Annotated in this window: 18 protein-coding genes; 8 read left to right on the top strand and 10 right to left on the bottom strand. The window is 66.1% G+C overall.

Going from position 1 to position 19702, the window contains the following annotated elements; translation table 11 throughout:
• Positions 1 to 35 precede the first annotated feature (35 nt).
• The 6 genes from AB7A72_RS11935 to AB7A72_RS11910 form a co-directional block, all read right to left on the bottom strand.
• A complete protein-coding gene (locus tag AB7A72_RS11935) occupies positions 36 to 1340 on the bottom strand; it encodes an NtaA/DmoA family FMN-dependent monooxygenase (protein WP_369460097.1) in 1305 nt (434 codons plus the stop codon).
• A 55-nt stretch (positions 1341 to 1395) separates the two neighbouring features.
• Positions 1396 to 3156, bottom strand: a complete 1761-nt coding sequence (locus AB7A72_RS11930) for a dipeptide ABC transporter ATP-binding protein (protein ID WP_369460096.1) — start codon at positions 3154 to 3156, stop codon at positions 1396 to 1398.
• The gene (locus AB7A72_RS11925; RefSeq protein WP_369460095.1) at positions 3153 to 4073 is read right to left on the bottom strand and encodes an ABC transporter permease; all 921 of its coding nucleotides are present in this window, start codon (positions 4071 to 4073) and stop codon (positions 3153 to 3155) included. Before AB7A72_RS11925 ends, AB7A72_RS11930 begins: the two co-directional genes overlap by 4 nt.
• Positions 4070 to 4987 (bottom strand): ABC transporter permease, encoded by a 918-nt coding sequence (locus tag AB7A72_RS11920; RefSeq protein ID WP_313333257.1) that lies wholly within the window; start codon positions 4985 to 4987, stop codon positions 4070 to 4072. Before AB7A72_RS11920 ends, AB7A72_RS11925 begins: the two co-directional genes overlap by 4 nt.
• Positions 4984 to 6522: an ABC transporter substrate-binding protein gene (locus tag AB7A72_RS11915; RefSeq protein WP_369460094.1), complete on the bottom strand. Its 1539-nt coding sequence runs from the start codon at positions 6520 to 6522 to the stop codon at positions 4984 to 4986. Before AB7A72_RS11915 ends, AB7A72_RS11920 begins: the two co-directional genes overlap by 4 nt.
• 89 nt (positions 6523 to 6611) lie before the next feature.
• On the bottom strand, positions 6612 to 8141 hold the full coding sequence (locus tag AB7A72_RS11910) for a rhodanese-like domain-containing protein (RefSeq protein WP_369460093.1): 1530 nt from the start codon (positions 8139 to 8141) through the stop codon (positions 6612 to 6614).
• Positions 8142 to 9242: 1101 nt separating this feature from the next.
• Between AB7A72_RS11910 and AB7A72_RS11905 the strand changes: the two genes are divergently transcribed.
• Positions 9243 to 9395, top strand: a complete 153-nt coding sequence (locus AB7A72_RS11905; protein WP_239812449.1) for a hypothetical protein — start codon at positions 9243 to 9245, stop codon at positions 9393 to 9395.
• A gap of 69 nt (positions 9396 to 9464) precedes the next feature.
• On the opposite strand, the gene AB7A72_RS11900 is transcribed toward AB7A72_RS11905, so the two are convergent.
• The 4 genes from AB7A72_RS11900 to ku form a co-directional block, all read right to left on the bottom strand.
• Positions 9465 to 9635: a hypothetical protein gene (locus AB7A72_RS11900; RefSeq protein ID WP_239812450.1), complete on the bottom strand. Its 171-nt coding sequence runs from the start codon at positions 9633 to 9635 to the stop codon at positions 9465 to 9467.
• A gap of 142 nt (positions 9636 to 9777) precedes the next feature.
• The gene (locus AB7A72_RS11895; RefSeq protein WP_239812451.1) at positions 9778 to 9972 is read right to left on the bottom strand and encodes a hypothetical protein; all 195 of its coding nucleotides are present in this window, start codon (positions 9970 to 9972) and stop codon (positions 9778 to 9780) included.
• A 203-nt stretch (positions 9973 to 10175) separates the two neighbouring features.
• On the bottom strand, positions 10176 to 12707 hold the full coding sequence (gene ligD / locus AB7A72_RS11890) for a DNA ligase D (protein WP_369460092.1): 2532 nt from the start codon (positions 12705 to 12707) through the stop codon (positions 10176 to 10178).
• Between the two features lie 23 nt (positions 12708 to 12730).
• Positions 12731 to 13747 (bottom strand): non-homologous end joining protein Ku, encoded by a 1017-nt coding sequence (ku, locus tag AB7A72_RS11885; RefSeq protein ID WP_369460091.1) that lies wholly within the window; start codon positions 13745 to 13747, stop codon positions 12731 to 12733.
• 298 nt (positions 13748 to 14045) lie between these two features.
• Here ku and AB7A72_RS11880 point away from each other — a divergent pair, with 298 nt between their 5' ends.
• From AB7A72_RS11880 to AB7A72_RS11850, 7 genes are all read left to right on the top strand, one after another.
• Positions 14046 to 14258, top strand: a complete 213-nt coding sequence (locus AB7A72_RS11880; protein WP_313333269.1) for a hypothetical protein — start codon at positions 14046 to 14048, stop codon at positions 14256 to 14258.
• 42 nt (positions 14259 to 14300) lie between these two features.
• The gene (gene otsB, locus AB7A72_RS11875) at positions 14301 to 15068 is read left to right on the top strand and encodes a trehalose-phosphatase (protein ID WP_369460090.1); all 768 of its coding nucleotides are present in this window, start codon (positions 14301 to 14303) and stop codon (positions 15066 to 15068) included.
• On the top strand, positions 15065 to 16498 hold the full coding sequence (locus AB7A72_RS11870) for an alpha,alpha-trehalose-phosphate synthase (UDP-forming) (RefSeq protein ID WP_369460089.1): 1434 nt from the start codon (positions 15065 to 15067) through the stop codon (positions 16496 to 16498). Before otsB ends, AB7A72_RS11870 begins: the two co-directional genes overlap by 4 nt.
• A gap of 167 nt (positions 16499 to 16665) precedes the next feature.
• Complete coding sequence (locus tag AB7A72_RS11865; RefSeq protein WP_369460088.1) at positions 16666 to 17652, top strand: acyl-CoA dehydrogenase; 987 nt, start codon at positions 16666 to 16668, stop codon at positions 17650 to 17652.
• Positions 17640 to 18398, top strand: coding sequence for a PIG-L deacetylase family protein (locus tag AB7A72_RS11860; protein WP_239812458.1), 759 nt, complete (start codon positions 17640 to 17642; stop codon positions 18396 to 18398). Before AB7A72_RS11865 ends, AB7A72_RS11860 begins: the two co-directional genes overlap by 13 nt.
• Positions 18395 to 18973 (top strand): methyltransferase domain-containing protein, encoded by a 579-nt coding sequence (locus AB7A72_RS11855; RefSeq protein ID WP_369460087.1) that lies wholly within the window; start codon positions 18395 to 18397, stop codon positions 18971 to 18973. The genes AB7A72_RS11860 and AB7A72_RS11855 overlap by 4 nt, the downstream gene beginning before the upstream one ends.
• A gap of 10 nt (positions 18974 to 18983) precedes the next feature.
• Positions 18984 to 19655, top strand: a complete 672-nt coding sequence (locus AB7A72_RS11850; RefSeq protein WP_312462314.1) for a glycosyltransferase — start codon at positions 18984 to 18986, stop codon at positions 19653 to 19655.
• Positions 19656 to 19702 lie beyond the last annotated feature (47 nt).

The raw sequence follows: 19702 nt of genomic DNA, 5'->3' as shown, positions 1-19702 counted from the left end.
CGGGCCGGGCCCGGCGGGGGTGTTGTAAGAGGGGCTCAGGCCGCAGCCAGCCCCAGGTTGCCGCGCAAGGTGCTGGCGTTATAGGTTTCGCGGTAGACCCCTGCCTTGCGCAGCAGCGGCACCACCTGGTCGACAAAGTCCTCCAGCCCCGAGGGCAGCACGTCATGCATCAGGTTGAAGCCATCGATGGCGCCACTGCGGAACCAGGTCAGCATGTAGTCGGCCACCTGCTCTGGCGTGCCGACGATGGTGTTGTGGTTGCTGCCGCCGCCGTTTTGCGCGCGGATCAGCTCGCGCACAGTCCAGCCATGGCTGCGCGCCTTGTCCAGCACATTCTTCGCAAAGGTGGTCATGCCGTTGCCTGGCAGGTGCAGGTCAGCGGGCAGCGGCTGGTCCAGGTCGGCATGGCCAAAGCGGGTCTGCAGCAGGTCGGACAGGTAGTTGAGCCCCTGCTCGATGGGCACCAGGTCGGCCAGCGCCTGGGCGCGCTGCTGCGCGGCCTGCTCGGTGCCGCCCAGTACGGTGACCAGGCCGGGGAACACCTTGACGGCGCTGGTGGCACGGCCCAGCGCCTTCAGCCGGGTATCCAGCGCCTGGCGGTAGCCTTGCGCCTGCGCCAGCGACGGCGCCAATGTAAATACCGCATCGGCATGCTGGGCGGCCAGGTCCAGGCCGGCATCCGAGCCGCCGGCCTGCACCACCAGCGGCCGGCCTTGCGGGCTGGGCGGTACGTTGATGGGCCCTTCGACCGAGAAGAACTCGCCGTGGTGGGCGATCGGACGGATCTGCGCCGGGTCAAAGTACTGGCCCGTTGCGCGGTCAGCCACAATGCCGCCGGGCCCCCAGCTGGCCCACAGGTCCTTGAGCACCTGGCTGAACTCCGCTGCGCGCCGGTAGCGGTCGGCATGCGCCAGCGGCGCGCTGCGGCCAAAGTTGCGCGCAGCTTCGACATCGGCCGAGGTGACGATGTTCACCCCCGAGCGCCCGCCTCTGACCAGATCCAGCGATGCAAAGCGCCGCGCAATGTTGAAGGGCTCGTTGTACGACGAAGACACCGTCGCCAACAGGCCGATGTGCTCGGTCTTCGCGGCGATGAGGGTCAGCAGGATGCTGGGCTCGATGGCCGGAAACGGGCGGTGCAGACTGTTGCCGGGGAAGGCCGCGCGGTCCGAGAAGAACACTGCGTCAAAGCCGCCCCGCTCTGCCGTCTGGGCCAGGCGGACAAAATAGTCGGGCGTCACCGGCCACAGCGGTTCGTTCTGCGGCCACAGCCAGGCAGCGGCATGGGCGCCTGCACCATAGATATTGAGGTTGAGATGAAGTTGGGTGGGCAGGCTCATCGTGTTCTACACACTGTGGGAATCAAAAAGGAATCAGCGCAAGCACGGCGCGGCATCAGGCCACCCGGGCCAGCGCGGCGCCGGCCGGCGCAGCCGGGCGGGTCCTGAAGCGGCTGCGCGACGGGTCGATGTCGAGCATCGCATCGAGCAGGCTGCGGGTGTAGGCGTGGCGCGGCGCGCCAAAGATCTGGTCACGCGGGCCGGCTTCCACCACCCGGCCCTTTTCCAGCACCACGATGTCGTCCGAGATCGCGTAGACGCTCTCAAGCCCATGGGCGATGAACACCATGCTCAGCTGCAAATCCTTTTTGAGCCGCTGCAGCAGCGCCAGGATTTCGGCCTGCACCGAGACATCGAGTGCGGAGACGGGCTCGTCGCAGACCAGCAACTGGGGCTTCACGCTCAGCGCCCGCGCAATGCAGACGCGCTGGCGCTGACCGCCCGACAGCTCATGGGCAAAGCGGTCCAGGGCCGAGGCCGGCAGGCCCACCATCTCCAGTAACTGGGCCGCTTGCGCACGCAGCTGCGCTGCCGTCCAGCCCGGTTGCTCGGCCAGCGGCTCGGTGATCAACTGGCCAATGCGCATGCGCGGGTTCAGCGATGCATACGGGTCCTGGAACACCATCTGGATACTGGCGCCTGCGCGCACTGCCGGGTCGCTCAGATCGGCGCCATCAAAGCGCAGCTGCCCGCCATCGGCCTGCGCCAGGCCGGCAATGATGCGTGCCAGCGATGACTTGCCGCTGCCCGACTCGCCCACCAGGCCCAGGGTGCGCCCCCGTTGCAGAGAGAATGACACGCTATCGAGCGCCAGGTGCTTCTGGGCTTTGAAATGCCAGGCGCGGGGCTGTTGGTAGTACTTGCTCACGGCATCAAGCTGCAGAATCGCTGGCGCTTGCTGCGCAGCCTGCGGCGCTGGCAAGCCGGCCTCTGCCAGCGGCTGGCGCACCACCGCAGGGATGCGTGGCGCCAGCGCCAGCAACTGGCGCGTATAGGCGGCCTGCGGCCGGGCAAACAGCTGCTGCACCGGCGCAGACTCGACCATCTCGCCGTGGCGCATCACATGCACCTGGTCGGCCACCTGGGCGACGACCGACAGGTCATGGGTGATCAGCAGCACCCCCACATCGGACTGCTCGGCGGTGCGCACCATCAGCTCCAGCACCTGGGCCTGTACGGTGTTGTCCAGCGCTGTGGTGGGCTCGTCGGCAATCAGCAAGGCCGGCTCGCCCGCCATCGCAATAGCCAGCATCACACGCTGGCGCATGCCGCCCGAGAGCTGGAACGGGTAATCCTGCAGCAGCTGCGCCGGCCGGGGCAGGCCCATGCGCGCCAGCAGGTCAATGGCCTCGGCCCGGCGCTGGCGGCGCGTGAGCTGGCGCTTGTAGTACAGCACCTCTTCGATCTGGTCGCCAATGGTCAGCACCGGGTTCAGTGACGACAGCGGCTCCTGGAACACCATGCCCACGTCGGCCCCGCGCAGGCGGCGCCAATCGGCCTTGCCCAGCTGGCGCAGATCGCGGCCATTGAGCAGGGCCTCATCCGCACTGAAGCGGGCATTGCCCGGCAGCAGGCCCAGCACGCTCAAGGCCGTCAAGGTCTTGCCAGAGCCGCTCTCGCCCACCAGTGCCACCACCTGGCTGCGTTGAACTTCCAGGTCCACGCCACGCACCAGGCGCAGCGGCTCGCCGCCATCGTGGGGTTGCAGCGTGACACCGGCATTGCGGTAGCGCAGAACCGTATCTGCCCGGCGGGTCTGCAGCACGGCAAGGCTGGGGGCGTTGGCCGCAGGGGCGAGGCTTGGGGCGGCAGTCATGGCAGGCGGGGGTCCAGGTAGTCTCTGAGCCAATCGCCCAGCAAGATGATGCTAAAGACGGTGGCCGTCAGCGCCACACCGGGAAAGGTGCTGATCCACCAGCTGGTCGCCAGCTGCTGGCGTCCGTCGGCCAGCATCTGGCCCCAGGAGATATCGGGCGGCTGGATGCCAAAGCCCAGAAAGCTCAGCGAGGACTCCGTCAGGATGACGGTGCCGATGTTCAAGGTGGCCACGACGACCAGGGCCGGCAGGATATTGGGCAGGATGTGGCGCAGCAGCAGGCGTGAGCTGCGCACACGGCTGACCCGCGCCGCCGCCACGAACTCCAGCTCCTTGACGCGCAGCACCTCGGCCCGCGCAATGCGGGTGTAGATCACCCAGTTGGTGAGCGCTATCACCACAATCAGCGGCGCCAGGCCAGCGCCGGCCACCAGGGCCACCACCAGCATGAACAGCATGGCCGGAATCGCCAGGATGGCATCGACCACACGCATCAGCACCTGGTCCAGCCAGCCGCCGCGCAGCCCTGCCAGCACGCCGATGGCCACCCCGATGGCGCCCGAGAGCGCGACCGCCGCCAGCCCCACCATTACCGAGCTGCGCGCGCCATAGATGATGCGCGCCAGCATGTCGCGGCCCTGGCCATCGGTGCCCAGGGGGTAGGCCCACTGGCCCTTGTCCAGCCAGACGGGCGGCAGGTAGCGCAGCGACAGATGGCGTTTGACCGGGTCGGCCAGCGGCAGCAGATCGGCGCCCAAGGTGGCCAGCAGGATCAGCAGCAGCAAGATGGCGCCAAAGCGGCCACTGCGGCTGCGCCACAGCGCGCGCAAAAAGCGCTGCAGGCGCGAAGGCTGGGCCGCCACTGCGGGCGCATCGGCCTGCAGGGCCGTGCCGGTGTTGAGAACCACGCCGCTCATAGCTTCATCCTCGGGTCAATCAGGCGGTAGAGCACATCGGTGAGAAAGTTCACCAGCAAGGTCATTGCAGTAATCACCAGCACACTGATCTGGATCACCGCCATGTCCTTGGTGTTGATCGCCTGCACGATCAGCTGGCCCAGGCCCGGCCAGGCAAAAATGGTCTCGGTCACCAGCGCGCCACCCAGCAGCGCCACGACGTGCAGCGAGGTCATCGTCACCGTCGGGATCGCCGCATTGCGCAGCGCATGCTTGCCAATCACCAGCCAGTCGGGGATGCCTTTGGCATAGGCGGTGCGCATATAGTCCTGGCTCAAGGTCTCAAGCATGCTGGCGCGTACCAGCTTGGCCAGATCCCCGGCAAAGGCGGTGCCCAAGGTCAATGCCGGCATTACCAGGTGCGCCCAGGTACCACTGCCCGATACCGGCAGCCAGCGCAGGCTGACGCCAAACACCAGGATCAGCATGATGGCGACCCAGAAATTGGGCATGGCCTTGCCCAGCACGGCCACGCCGGAGACCGCATGGTCGACCCAGCTGCCGCGCCGCAAGGCCGCTGCCATACCGGCCGGCACCGCGATCAGCACGGCCACCAGCATCGATGCAGCGGCCAGCAGCAACGTGGCGGGCAGGCGTTCGAGCACGATGGGCAGCGCCGAGCTGCCATAGCGGTAGGAGGTCCCAAAATCGCCATGCAGCAGGTTGCGCATGTAGTTGAGGTACTGCAGGTGCACCGGCTGGTCCAGCCCCCAGGCGGCGACCATGGCCAGGCGGTCCGCCTCCGAGGCCTGGTCCGGGATCATCATCACGGTCGGGTCGCCGGCCAGAAACACCAGCGCAAACACGATCAGGGTGACCGTGAACAGCACCGGCACCGCCTGGAGCAGCAAGCGCCACAAGGCCGAGAAAATCATGCGCGCCGCACTTGTTCAGCGGGGATCATCTCGTCAAAGCGGCCGGCAAACTGCACCCGCTTGTTGACGCTGTAGATCGCCTTGGGGTAGAGCACGCCGATGCGGGCGCGGTCCTGGGTGATGATCTCCTGCGCACGCCAGATGATGGCCTGGCGCTCCTTCTCGCCGGTGGTGGCAGGCAACTCGGTGGCCAGGCGCTCGAACTCGGCGTTCCTCCAGTGCGGATTGAAGCGCTTGAGCGAGCCCATGTTCAGAATGAAGGAGGCATCGGTGTACGAGCCCATGCCCCAGAAGTAGATCTCGCCATGCGAGTCACTGCCCACGCGCGCGTTGTAGATGCTCCACTCCTGCACTTCGAGCTGCGCATTGAGCCCCACATCCTGCAGGTAGCCGACAATGGCCTCGGAGACCTCGCGGTCCTTGATGTAGCGGCCACTGGGCGAGCCAAAGCGGATCTTCGCCCCCTTGGCGCCGGCCGCCTGGATCAGCTGGCGGGCCTTGTCGGGGTTGAAGGAGTTGGTTGCCGTCAGGCGGGTGTTGGCATTGGGAATCTCGGGCGGGAACAGGCCGCGCGCGGCGGTGGCGTAGCCATCGGCCACGACGTCGGCCAGCTCCTGGCGGTTGATCGCCAGGTCGATCGCCTCACGCACCCGCGCATCGTGGGTGACCACACCGGGCTCGGTACGCAGGTGCAAACCAAAGTTGCGCGCAATATTGAAGGCGACGATGCCGGTATCGGCATTGGCCTTGAGGCGGCCGATATCCTCGGGCGGAATGTTCACCGCCAGGTCCACCCCGCCGGACAACGCCTCGGCCACCCGCGTCGCCGTCTCCGGGATCGCACGGATCACGACCCGCTCCCAATGCGACGCCCCACCCCACCACTGCGGGTTGCGCGCCAGCACCAGGCGGTCGGCCTTTTTCCACTCGACAAACCGGTAGGGCCCGGTGCCGATGGGCTTGGCAAAGAAGGCCTCTTCGCTGCCTGCGGCCTGGAAGGCATGCTGGGGCAGGATCGAGCCGCCATTGCCGACAAAGTTGTGCAGGAACAGCGGATCGGGCTTGCTGGTAACCAGGCGCACCCGGTGCGGTCCCAGCACCTCGACCTTCTCGACCGAGCGGAACTTCTCCACCGCGCTGAGCAGCTTGGGGTTGCCCTTCATGCGCTCGACAGTGAACTTCACATCGTCGGCAGTGAACGGTTTGCCGTCATGCCAGCGCACATCGCTGCGCAGCTCAAACACCCATGTGCGCGGGTCTTCCTGCTTCCAGGACTGGGCCAGTGCTGGCGTGAACACCATCTTGCCGTTCGGAAACTCCTTGTTGACCAGGTATTCGTAGAGGTTGACCAGCGCCGACTGCGTGCTGTTGTTCTCGTGGTTGGCGGGGTCGAGCGACAGGATGTCGTTGCTCTGTGCAATGGTCAACGTTGTGGACCCTGCGGCAAAGGCGATCTGCGGCAGCGCAAAGGGCAGCGCGGCCACGCTGGCGGAGGCGGCGGCGTTTTTCAAAAAGATACGGCGGCTGGTAGGCATGGAGTGTTCGAATCAAAAAGAGAGGGAGAAAGAGGCTGCCAACGGCCGCGCTACGGCCCCTGGCGAATGCAGGCAATGGAAGGCGCGGATCAGCGCAAACAGAACAGCGCCCGTTCCTGCGCATCGATCTGCGCGAGCAGGCCGGTTTCCCATTCCAGGTAGGCCCGTGCGGCCGCCTTGTTGCCGCTGTGGCGGTCATGCACAAAAAACAGGTAGTCGATGCGCTCGGCGTCGCTGGGCACATCGGCGCTGGCCACCACCTCCAGACCCGCGTGCCGCCACTGCGCGGGCCCCTCGGTCAGCACCAGCGCGGTGCCGCCCACATCGCGTGCCGCGGCGGCCGCCAGCGCTGGCTCCGCCGTGATGAACACGGTAGGACGGGCACCATCGTTGCGCTGCAGCAGCGGCCGGATGGACCAGCGCGCGCCCGCAATATGGCCAGCGCGGTAGCTGGCGCTGTCGCGCAGATCGACCAGGTCATAGGCAGCAGGGTCTGCAGCCAGATCGGCACTGCGGATGCGGGGCAACGCCGCTGCGGCCGGCTGCACTGCGGGGATGGCAGGCAGCGCATCGGGCGTGGCTATATAGGCCTCATGCCCCAGGCGGCGCAGCCAGACCGCCGTCATCGGCGCGCGCAGACCGTCGGTATCCACCAGCACCAGGCGCGCATTGCGCGTTCCCAGGTACTGGTCGGTGGCCTGCACCAGCTGGCCGCCGGGCGCATGGGCCACCCCGGCGATCGGGCTGGCAGCAAATTCTTCGGGCGAGCGCACATCCAGCAGATAGGTGGTGCGTTCCGGGTCGGCCAGCCAGACAGCCAGGCCAGCCGCGCCGATCCGCTCCACCCCATGCTCGGCGCTTAGCTGGGCAAGGCGGGCCGCTACCTCGGGTGCCGGTGCACGGCGGTGTTCGGGGTAGCTGCGGCTTTGCCCATGGTCGAGCGGCAGGTCGTTCAGATACCAGCCCTGGGTGCCGTTTTCCAGCGCATAGATGGGGTTGGGCAGACCCAGATCGCGCAGGGTCTGCGCGCCCACAATGGAGCGGGTGCGGCCTGCGCAGTTGACCACCACCGTGGTTTGCGCATCGGGTATCAGGTCTGCATGGCGCAGCGCCAGCTCCCCATTGGGACAGCTGATCGCGCCGGGAATGCTCATCTTGTTGAACTCGGCCAGCGGCCTGCCATCCAGTACCACCAGCGGGTGACCCGATGCCTGCCATTGCTGCAGCTGCCGCGCGCTGATATGGGGCGTGCCCAGCGCGGCCTCGGCCAGCTCACCAAAGGTTTTGGAAGGCAGGTTGACCCCCTTGAACAGCACCAGGCCAGCGGCCTGCCAGGCAGCCACCCCGCCCTCGGTGATGGACAGATCGCTGTAACCCCATGCGGCCAGGGCCTCTGCAGCGCGGCGGGCAACGCCGTTGCCGCCATCGATCAGGATGATGCGGGTGGACCGCCTGGGCACGAGGCGGTCGATATCGGCTTCGAGCCGGCTATAGGCCAGCGGAATCGCCAGGAACGGATGCCCCTCCCCAAACTCACCAGCTTCGCGCACATCCAGAAACGCGAACTCTTTGCCGTCCGCCAACAGGGCTTTCACGGACAGGGGACTCAGTGCTTGCATAAAAACCATCATCTCTCGGACACAGCCCCGGACGCAAAGGCGCCCGGGGGAGAGCTGCGATTGTGCGCAGGGGCCTACTCCGCGAAAACGAATTAAATCTACTAAGCATATTTGTTGGGCAAGTATGCGTGCAGGCATAAGGCGGGCAACGACCTCCCCACCCGGCCGGGCCGGCAGCAACGCCCGGCGAGGGCCCACTGGCCATCAGCAGGCCGGCGGGCAGGATCCCGGCGGTGCGGACGGCCACGGTGTCCAGACCCATGGCCGTCCCGGCGGGCCAAGGGTTTCAGGATGCCGAGGTGTTGGGGCTGCGGGTCATCGGCAGCGGCGTCGCCGCGTCAAGCGGCATGGGATGCAGGGGCAGCGCTGCCATCGGCCACCGCAGGCAAGGTTGGCCGCAGGCGCCGCGCAGCCCACAGCGCCAGTAGCAGCACAAACGAACCAGCCTACGGCAGTTTGGCCGAGGCAGCATTCTGGATTGCCGAGGGCGCCGATGGTGCGGCGCGCATGGCGCAGGCGGCGGCGGGGCTGGACTTGCTGTTGCGGGGCTTGCTGGTGCAGCCGCACCAGGGCAAGGCAAGCCAAGCCGGACTGGCGGGTGGTCCCGTCTCTGCCGGCCTCCAAAAACAGCCCTTTTTGAACGCTACGCGCAGGCGGCGCGCCTGGCGGTTGCCGTTCGGGCGAACAGGCCCGCGGCCAGCAGCAGCACGCCAGCGCTGACCATGAATGTGCCCTGATAGCCCACCCAGTCCAACGACCAACCGCCAGCGGTTGAACCCAGCGCAATGGACAGCTGATCACAGCGACCATGGTGCCGCCGCCCGCCCCCGCATCACCGGGCAGCGTCCACCTGTACTACCCGAACCGGCGCCATGCATCTCCCGCGTTCAGCGCGTTTGTGCAGGCGATCCAGCAGCGCCGGTGAAACGCAGCGCTGCTGTCTGACCAGACAGTCAAACCGCCGGGCACTGCGTTGACGGCAGCGCACCGCCGGCCACTACAGCCTTGCAAGCAACCCGACTACAGTCCCCAGGGCCTGGCAGCCTTAACCTGACAGGGCAGCGAAACAGATGCTGTGATTCCACTTTCAGGAGACCCCGAATGACCTACCAGCAGCAACCCAACCAGAACCCCAATGGCCAGCAACCTGCAGAAAAGCAGCAGGACCAGCAAAACCAGCAACGCCCTGCGCAGCAGCAGCAACAAGGCCGCGAACAGAACCAGCGCCAGCAAGAGCAGTCGCAGCAGCAATAAGGCCTGTGCGGCAGCCTGTCTCAGGCAGGCATGAAAAAGCCCGCAGATGCGGGCTTTATGTCGTGTCGCTTAGCGGCGAAATTGCGCTTGGTAATGCTTCAGTGCCAATTCCACATCCTGCAGACGATCATATTGCGGTGAGCCTAACAGGGGCTCCAGGTCCCGCAAACCAATCACTTCCAGTTCCAAACGCTCGTACTGCGCCTGTGTAGTCACAAGCAGGTCCTGTGCTTGTCGCATCAGACCCCCTTTCCACCCGAGCATAAACGGTGCAAAAGTGTTTATATATTCAGGTTATTTAACTTAACGCTTTTCAAGCAGATTGCAAAGTTCTTTTACATATACCCACGCTGGCCACCGGTGCCTGGCACCGGTGCCCGGCTCACTCGTCGGGCAGCTTCCAGCTGCCGGCGGTAATCGGCCGGGTCAGCTGCTCGATTTTGGCGTCGATCAGCGACAGGCGGGCGTGTTCAATCGTACCTTCGGCCGGTAACTCTGCAAGCAGCTCCGCACCCTGGGCTTTCAGGGTGTCCAGATAGGCATCTTTTTCCTGGTCGTTTCCGGTTTGCGTAGACATCTCTGGCCTCCAATGCTTTATGGTGCAGAAACTGTAACAAAACTGCCAAGAATTTCTAGTCAGAAAACACTAAATTACAGAGAGAACCCATAAATTCCTACAAGCCCATCGGAAAGCGCTCCGCAGTTATTTGACTGACGGATAGCCATTTCAATATCCATTCAACAGCCGAAAGACCGGCTGCTCGGCGCGCGCTGGCATCGTTAGCGCTGGGCTGCGGACTGCTCGGCCGAATACCCGAGCTGCTTCATCGCTGCGGTGATCGACACGGCTGCGGCGCTGTAGCCATCCCAGGGTGCATTGCCCTTGCGAAAACGCTCTTCCACCGAGGTGATGGACCAGTGCGCGCCGCTCGAGATCCGATCCAGCTCGGCCCATTCGATAGGTACTGACACCCCCATCCCTGGCCGCGCCCGTGCCGACCAGGCACTGACCGTGGTCGCGCCCCAGCCATTGCGCAGGTAGTCAACAAAGATCTTACCTTTGCGGTTGCTGGGCCCGCTTTTCGCGACAAAGCGCTGCGCGATGGTCTCGGCCAGATGCTGCACGATCGCCTTGGAGAAACCCTTGACGGTGTCCCAGTCATGGCGCCGCTGGATCGGAACCTCCACATGCAGGCCCTTGCCGCCGCTGGTCTTCAAGAAAGCAGGCAGCCCCAGCTCCTGCAGCAGCACCCGCACCAGTTCTGCGCCCTCCTGCACCGCAGACCAGGGCACGCCCTCGCCGGGGTCCAGATCAAAGGTCATGCGGTCAGGCCGCAAGATCTTGTCGCGCTGGGCATTCCAGGTGTGAAACTCGACCACATTGAACTGTGCCGCCTGCAGCAGGCCCTGGATGCTGGCAATGCTCAGCAGCGGCGGATGCTCCGGATCCAGCGACTGGGGCAGCTGAACGATTCCCGCCATCTCGCGCGTCTGCAGATGCTTTTGGAAGAAATGCTCGCCCGCCACGCCGTCGGGCGTGCGCATCAGCGATGTGGGCCGGCCTTTGAGGTGCGGCATCATCAGCGGGCCGACCCGCTCGTAATAGCGCACCAGGTCCAGCTTGGTCACGCCGGTGGAGGCGTCCATCACGCGCTCCGGGTGGCTGACCTCGATCGCTGCAACGGGCGCAGGCTTTGCTTTTTGCGTTGGGGGCATCGTCGCACTCTCCTCCCTGGTGATCTGGCGCGCAGGCTTGTCCTGCCGCAAGCCATGGAAAACTGCCTGGCGCACCCGGCCTTGTGCCGTCCACCCGGCAAACGCGACTTCGGCGACCAGCATGGGCTTGACCCACTGCGCCTGGTAGTCAATGCGCTCAGGGTCTGCAAAAGGGCAGACGCGCACCTGGATGCGCTCGAGTTGCTGGGTCAGCTCGCGCAGACTGGCCTCATTGAAGCCGGTGCCGACATTGCCGGCATAGACCAGCCGCCCGTGGCCATCATGCACACCCAGCAACAGCGAGCCCAGCCCGGTGCGCGATCCCTTGGGACTGGTGTAGCCGCCAATGACGAACTCCTGCCGCTTCTGGCATTTGAGCTTGATCCAGTCGGCCGTGCGTCCCGCATGGTAGGCAGCATCCTTGCGTTTGCCGATGATGCCCTCCATGCCCAACGCGCAGGACGAGGCCAGCAGCTGCGCCGCGTCCCCTGCGAAAGCCTCACTGAGGCGAATCGCGTCGCCCAGTTGTTCGCTAGACTGCAGCGCCGCCTGCAAGGTCTCGCGCCGCGCCTGCCAGGGCTGTCCGCGCAAATCCTGGCCATCGGCAAATGGCAGGTCAAACAGGTAGTAGACCAGCGGGGTCTGGGCGCTGCCATCGAACGCATTTTGCAGCAGCTGAAAATCGGGCAGCCCCTGGGCATTGAGTGCCACCACTTCCCCATCCAGCCAGGCATCGGCGAGCGGCAGCCGGCCCAGCGCCTGCGCCAGGCCGGGCATCTTCGCCGTCCAGTCCTTGCCATTGCGCGTCCACAGCTGAACCTGCGCACCCTTTTTCCGCGCCACCATGCGGTAGCCGTCAAACTTGAGCTCCCAGGCCCAATCTTCGGCATCGGCAGGCGGGGCATCAACCAGCACGGCCAGCTGGGGTTCCAAGGTCTTGGGCAGCGGCGATGTCTTGGTCCTGGTACTCGCCTTCACCTTGGCCCTGGGCTTTGCCGGAGCAGCGGGCACTGCACGCCCTGGGGCCTGAGGAGGCGGCAGCGGCGGCGCCAGGCCTGCCACGCTGTCGGGCTGGGCCTCGACCACCTCGAACTCCTCGGCACTGCGGGCAAAGTCGTCCGCCTCCTTGATCAGCAGCCAGGGCGGCTGCCGGTCGCTCTCCTTGCCCTTCATGCGCACGAGGGTCCAGCGGCCTTGCAGCTTGTGGCCTTGCAACTCAAAGTGCAGCTTGCCTTTGCGGTAGCCCTCCAGCGGGTCGGCCAGCGGCGTCCACAGGCCCTTGTCCCAGACGATGACCTTGCCTGCGCCATAGTTGCCTGCGGGAATCTGGCCTTCAAAACGGTTATATGAGATTGGGTGGTCTTCCACCTGTACAGCCATACGTTTGTGGCTGGGGTCGAGGCTTGGCCCCTTGGGCACCGCCCAGCTTTTCATTACGCCGTCGAGCTCCAGCCGCAGGTCGTAGTGCAAATGGCTGGCCCAGTGTTTCTGGATGACGAACTGCAGCTGGCCGGCGACCGGTTCACCGCCCTCGGCCGGCTCGGGCGTGACCGCGAAATTGCGCTTGCTCTGGTATTTGGACAAGGAGCTGGGCATGCTGAAATCCTCCTACCAGCAGCTCAGGCGCTGCGGCGCCTTGGCGCAGCCTTGGCCGTCTTGGAAGTCTTGGATGCCTTCGCAGTGCCGGCCCGGCCCTTGCTTGCAGCGCGGGCAGACTGGGTGACCGTGGCTGCCTTCTTCTTCGCGGGCGCCGCCTTGGGTTTGGACGCCGCCGGCGCAGGCTTGGCATCCCCGGCGGTTTTGGCGCCCGCTCCACCGGCCAGGCTGCGCTTGAGCAAGGCCGTCAGGTCCAGAATCTCGGCGCCTGCCGACAGCTCGGACTTCTCCTCCACCTTGGCGACCTCTTCGACATCGCCCGATTTGACCTTGGCGTCGATCAGCTTGTGGATCTCCTCCGAGAACGAGTTTCGGAAGTCATCGGCATTCCAGGCCTGGGCCTTGTCCTCGATCAACGCGACCGCCATGTCCATCTCGGTGCTGGAAATGCCCGCCGCCTTGGCGGTCATCGGCGGCAGATCGAGCTGTTCGAACGAGCGGATATCGCCGCCCCAGCGCAGCAGGTTTAGCACCAGCGCCCGCCCGCAGGGCACCAGCACCGCCAGGTGCTGCTTGGTCTGGATCACCACCTTGGCCACGCCCACCTTGTTGGTCTTGCGCAGCGCTTCGCGCAACAGCGCGTAGACCTTCTCGCCGCGCTTGAGCGGCGCCGTGTAATAGGGCCGCTCCAGGTAGATCAGCGGAATCTCGTCAGCATCGACAAAGGCCTCGATCTCGATGGTCTGCGTCGTCTTCGGAAACGCCGCGCTGATCTCCTCAGCGCTCAGGATCACATAGCGTCCGTCCTCATACTCGACGCCCTTGACGATATCGCTGCTGGCTATCTCTTTGCCGGTTCGCTTGTTGATGCGTTTGTAGCCCACCGGCTCCATCGAGCGCTTGTCGAGCCAGTCAAAGTCGATGCCCGAGTCGCGCGTGGCCGTGTACAGGCCGATCGGCACATGCACCAGCCCAAAGCTGATGGCGCCTTTCCAGATGGTGCGTGTCGATGTTGGAGCGTTCCCTTGCTGGTCTTTCATGCCTGCCTCCTGTGGTTCGCTCCAGTGTGAACGTCTGGCCCCGGACCCTGTGAGAGGAAATGACAACTTGCGCAGCAGACGCGGGACGACGGGCCTGCCGGAGAGGTCCCACAAGCCTGGCGAGGCTATCGCAGGCATCGCGCTGCACGGCGCAGCAACGCGCCCGCAGGACTCCAAGCGCGGGCGCACAAATCCTACAGACCTGCGGCGCTGGCCGGGTCAATCTACAGGACATGCGGTCCCCGCCCGTGGCGGCGCTGACCGTTGGACCATCCACCATTGATTTGAGGAGCGCACCATGGCCACTGCCCAACCCACCGGCGAACCCCGGAATTTCCCCGAAGACGAATCGATGGACCCGGTCGGCGAACCATATCCCGAGCAGGAGCCGCTGACGCCCGAGCCCGGCGATGACCCGCCCCACCCGCCCTTCTCCCCGGACAACGAGCCCGACATACCGCAGGACCCTGAATCGGAGCGGGTCGTGAGCCCCGAGCCATTGGACCCCTGATATCCCCTCGCTCCGTTCCTGAACCTGTTGCAAAAGGCTGTGATGCCCACTGACCCGCTGATGCCGCCCTATCCGCAGCCGGATATGGCGCTTTTCCTTGACTTCGATGGCACCTTGGTACCGCTGGCTGCGACGCCCGACAGCATCATCGTGCCGCCGGGACTGGTGCCGCTGCTGCAGCAGTTGCAGACCGTGCTCGGTGGCGCTGTGGCGGTCATCTCCGGCCGCGAGATTGCCGCCGTTGACCGGTATGTCCATCCGCTGCGCCTGCCCTGCGCAGGCAGCCATGGTGCCGAGCGCAGACGGGCAGATGGGCAGCAAAGCCAACTATTGGGCGATGGTCTGGAGCACATCGCTACGGCCTGTTGGCAACTGGCCGCCCGCCACCCTGCGTTGTTGGTGGAGTCCAAACCCAGCGGTGTGGCGCTGCACTACCGCCGCGATCCGACCCTCGAGCCGCAATGCCTGCGGGTGCTGGAGGCAGCCGTCGCAGGACGCCCCGACTGGGTGCTGGTGCGTGGCAAATGCGTGATCGAGGCACTGCCGGCAGGCATCAACAAAGGCGCCGCCATTGCGGCGTTCATGCAAGAGGCACCATTTGCAGGCCGCACGGCCTGCTTTGCAGGAGATGATGTGACGGATGAAACCGGTTTTTCAGTGGTCCAGCAGCAGCAAGGGGTGGCCATCAAGGTCGGTCCCGGCGCCAGCTGCGCCCGCTATCGGCTCGGCGGCGTACCCCAGGTCCATGCCTGGCTGCATACCGCCTGTGCGCAGCTCACTGCGCGGCGCAGCCTGGAGGCGCGCGTATGAGCCGCCTGGTCATTGTCTCCAACCGCGTCGCAGACCCGCATGACACTGCGCCGGGCGGGCTCGCGGTGGCACTGGAAGAGGCGCTGCAGCGCCAGGGCGGCCTCTGGTTTGGGTGGAGCGGTGCCGTCACCGACAGCGACACGCCGCAGATGCACTGCGAACAGTGGCATGACGTGACCCGGGTCACCACCGAGCTGCGCCGCCAGGACCATGACAGCCACTACGCCGGTTACTGCAACAACATGCTCTGGCCGGTGTTCCACAACCGGCTCGATCTGGCGGCCTTCGACGCTGGCTACTGGGATGGCTACCGCCGCGTCAACCAGCAGTTCGCCCGGCAGCTGCTGCCGCTGCTGCAGGAGGACGACGTGGTCTGGGTGCATGACTACCACCTGATCGGCCTGGCAGCGGAGTTGCGGGCGCTGGGCTGCCGCCAGCGGATCGGCTTCTTTTTGCACATCCCGTTTCCGCCACCGGTCATCTTCATGGCGCTGCCGCAGCACGAGGCGCTGATGCAGTCCCTGATGACCTATGACCTGGTGGGGCTGCAGAGCAAACAGGACCTGCGGCATTTCAGCAGCTATGTGGTTGACCAGGCGCGCGGCCAGGCACGGCCTGGCGGCCACTTCCAGGCTTTTGGCAAACGCACCCGGTGCGAGTCGTTCCCGATCGGCATTGATGCCCAGGCCTTTGCGTCGCTGACAACGACCAGCGAGGCGCTGCAGGTCCATGCGACGATGCAACGCGAATACAGCCAGCGCCGGCTGGTGCTCGGCATCGACCGGCTCGACTACTCCAAGGGCCTGCCCGAGCGCATCTGCGCCTTCCGCGATCTGCTGGCCCGCCATCCGCAGCACCGGCGCAGTGCCACGCTGGTGCAGATCGGCTCGCCCACGCGCGAAAGCGTGCAGGCCTATGCGGAGATACGGGCACGGCTCGAGACCTTGTGCGGGGCCATCAATGGTGATTTCGGTGAGCTCGACTGGATGCCGGTACGCTACATCCACCAGGTGCTGACCCGCGCCCACCTGGCGGGTCTGTGCCGCGCCGCCGCTGTCGGCCTGGTCACCCCGTTGCGCGACGGCATGAACCTGGTCGCCAAGGAGTTTGTTGCCGCCCAGGATCCGGACGACCCCGGTGTGCTGGTGCTGTCCCGCTTTGCCGGGGCGGCTGAGCAGCTGCACGAAGCGCTGCTCGTCAACCCCTACGACATTCATACGACGGCCAACACCATCGACCAGGCGCTGCAGATGCCGCTGGACGAACGTCTTGACCGCCACCGGCGGCTGCTGGCGCGCATCCAGGCCCAGGATGTGCATTGGTGGTGCAAGCGTTTCTTGGCAGCGCTTGCGCGGCCCACGACGTTCGGCATGCCGCCTCCCGCGCGCTACGCCTTCGAGCGCCATTCCACCGCGGTCAGCCGGCACTGACAAGGAGTCGGTGGGCCGTCCTTCCACGTCCACGCGGTATGCCATGCAGGATACATGGATGTGCATGTTTCCAGCCCCCGCCCCCGCTGTGCAGCCCCTGTCCGGTGCCGCAACGGGGCGGCCTCACAATGATTGATACCGACGATATATCCGACCTCTTGGACCGCATGCCCCAGGCGGAACCCATGGCCCAGCTGCGTGCGCTGATCGACCAGCAGCTGGACCAGTTGCCGCTGCCCGGCCATGGCCAGACACTGAGCCGCTGGCAAGCGCTGGCGAGCGTAGCTGCCTGCAATTTGAGCCTGGCCAAACTCTATGAAGGCCATACCGATGCGCTGGCGATTCTCGCCGAACTGGGCGCCACGGCCCTGGCGGGCAACCAGACCTGGGCCGTATGGGGCGCAGAGCCGCCCGGCCACCAGGTGCAGGCAACGCCGCTGAACACCGTCCATCGCCTCGATCCCGGAAGCCCGGTCCAGTTGTCGGGCACCAAGGCCTGGTGCTCCGGCGCACGCAGTGTGGACCATGCGTTGATCACCGCCTGGCTTCCCGGCGCGAAACGCTGCCTGGTGGCGGTGGCGCTGGACCAGCCGGGGGTCGAGGTTACCGGCGACGGCTGGGAGGCCGTCGGCATGGCCGCCAGCGCCAGCGTCGATGTGCGTTTGAAGAACGCATCCGGCACGCTGGTCGGCAAGCCCGGCGACTACCTGGCCCGCCCCGGTTTCACCCATGGGGGCGCCGGCGTTGCGGCCTGCTGGTATGGCGCCAGCACCCGCATCGCCGACTACCTGCTTGCCAGCGCCTGCACCAGCGAAGACCCGCATGCGCTGGCGCACCTCGGTGCGGTCGATGTCGCACTCAGCAGCACCGCTGCGCTGCTGCGCGCCACTGCCGCCCGCATCGACACCCGTCCTGACCAGGGCTGGCACCTGGAGGTCAATCGCAGCCGTCTGGCGGCCGAGTCGGCGGCGCAGCAGGTGTTGCGGCGTGTGCCGCGCGCGCTGGGCCCGGGGCCGCTGTGCAAGAACCGCCAGCTGGCGCTGCTGCTTGCCGATCTGCCGATCTTCATCCGCCAAAGCCATGCCGAGCGCGATCTGGCAGCGCTGGGCCAATCCATTACCGAACAGAAAGACACCCTTCCATGGAAGCTCTGATATCCCGTGAGATTTTCGGCGAAGGCACACCTGAACTGCAGTGGCAGCCCTGGCTGGCCCAGGCACCGCTGGCCGACGATCCCTTGTCCGGTCTGCTGCAAGGCTGCCAGCGGGTGGTCATCGTCTCCCCCCATCCCGATGATGAAATCCTGGCGACTGCCGGCATCATGCAGCACTGTGCCGATAGCGGATTGCCCTGCACGGTGATCGCCGTCACCTCCGGCGAGGCCAGCCACCCAGGTTCGCGCCTGTGGACGCCCGACCAGCTGGCCCAGGCCCGCGAGCGGGAAAGCGCGCAGGCACTGGCGCTGCTATGCCCCGGCAGCCAGATCATCCACCTGCGCATTCCCGACGGCCAGGTGCAGGACCACCAGCCCCAGCTGGAGTCGCGCCTGCAGCAACTGCTGCGGCCGACCGATGCGGTGTTCTGCCCCTGGCGCTACGACGGCCACCCTGACCACGAGGCGACCGGCGAGGCCTGCGCTGCGGCGGCCCAGGAAGTCGGCAGCCGCCGTTTCGAGGTGCCGATCTGGACCTGGCACTGGGCCAGCCCTGGCGATGTGCGGGTGCCCTGGCAGCAGGCCGTGCGCATTCCGCTCAGCGCTGAGCAGCTGGACCGTAAATGTCTGGCCGTGTCCTGCTTCCGCACCCAGCTTCTGCCCGATCCGTCCACCGGCCGGCCTGCCATCCTGCCCCGCTGGGCCACGGCGCGCCTGCTGCGCAACTTCGAGGTGGTACTGCGATGAGCCAGCGCCAGCATTTTGAGGCGTTGTACCAGGCCTGTGCGGATCCCTGGAACGTGCAAACCGCGTGGTACGAGCGGCGCAAACGGCAGTTGCTGCTGGCTGCGCTGCCGCGCGAGCGCTACCGCCACGCGTTCGAGCCAGGCTGCGGCAATGGTGAAATGACGATAGCGCTGCTGGAGCGCTGCGACCAGCTGGTCGCCGCCGACTTCTCCGAGTCCGCGATCCTGCTGTGCAATGCGCGCATCCAGCGCGAAAGCCGGCGGGACCTGCATCTGCAAAAGCTGGAGGTGCCCCGGCAGTGGCCGCAGGTGCCCGACGGCGGCTTTGACCTGCTGGTGGTGTCCGAGCTGGCTTATTACCTCAGCGACTCGGAGCTGGGACTTTTCAGCGAGCGCTGCCTGCAATCGCTGGCGCCCGGCGGCCATTGGCTGATGTGCCACTGGCGCCACGAGGCCGCTGACCTGTTACAGGCCGCGGACACGCTGCATGCGCAGATGGGCGCCAATACCGCGCTGCGCAGCCTGGTTGAGCACCGCGAACCCGATTTCTTGCTGGACGTCTGGGAAAAACTCTAGAGGGCACACCATGATTGGCATCTGTATACCTGCACATGACGAAGAGGACCTGGTGGAGGCCTGCCTGCACAGCGTCCTGACGGCGGCCGCGCACCCCGACCTGGGCGGCGAAGCCGTCAAGGTGGTGGTCGTGCTCGACAGCTGCACGGACGGCACCGCTGCGCTGGTGGCGAAATGGCCGGTCGTCGCCTTGTCAGTGGACGCACACAACGTCGGCCGTGCCCGGGCCGCAGGTGCCCGCCATCTGCTGCACCACCAGGCCCGCTGGCTGGCCTTCACGGACGCGGACACCTGTGTCGCACCCGACTGGCTCGCAGCGCAACTTTCGCTGGGCGCCGATGTCGTATGCGGCACGGTCGAGGTCGACAGCTGGGCCGCCCATGGGCTGCAGGCCCAGGCCGCGCGCAGCCGCTTTGAAGCCAGCTACCAGGACCGCGAAGGGCACCGGCATGTGCACGGCGCCAATCTCGCGCTGTCTGCCAGCTGTTACCTGCAGGCCGGGGGTTTTGATGCCCGCGAATGCGGCGAAGACCAGGCGCTGGTGGACAGGCTGGAAGCACTGGGCGCCCATATCGCCTGGACGGCACGGCCCCGCGTTCTGACGAGCGGCCGTCCTTTCTCGCGCGTCGAACATGGCTTTGCCGGTGCCATCCGGCTCCATCCGGCGCAGGCGCTGCGCTGAACGCGCCAGCCTGCCCTTTTGAACCTGCCGCCCCAGGCACCAGCGAC

This window comes from Comamonas sediminis, from assembly GCF_041107495.1.
Taxonomy (GTDB): Bacteria; Pseudomonadota; Gammaproteobacteria; order Burkholderiales; family Burkholderiaceae_C; genus Comamonas; species Comamonas sediminis.
This window is presented reverse-complemented; position numbering and strand designations above follow the sequence as displayed.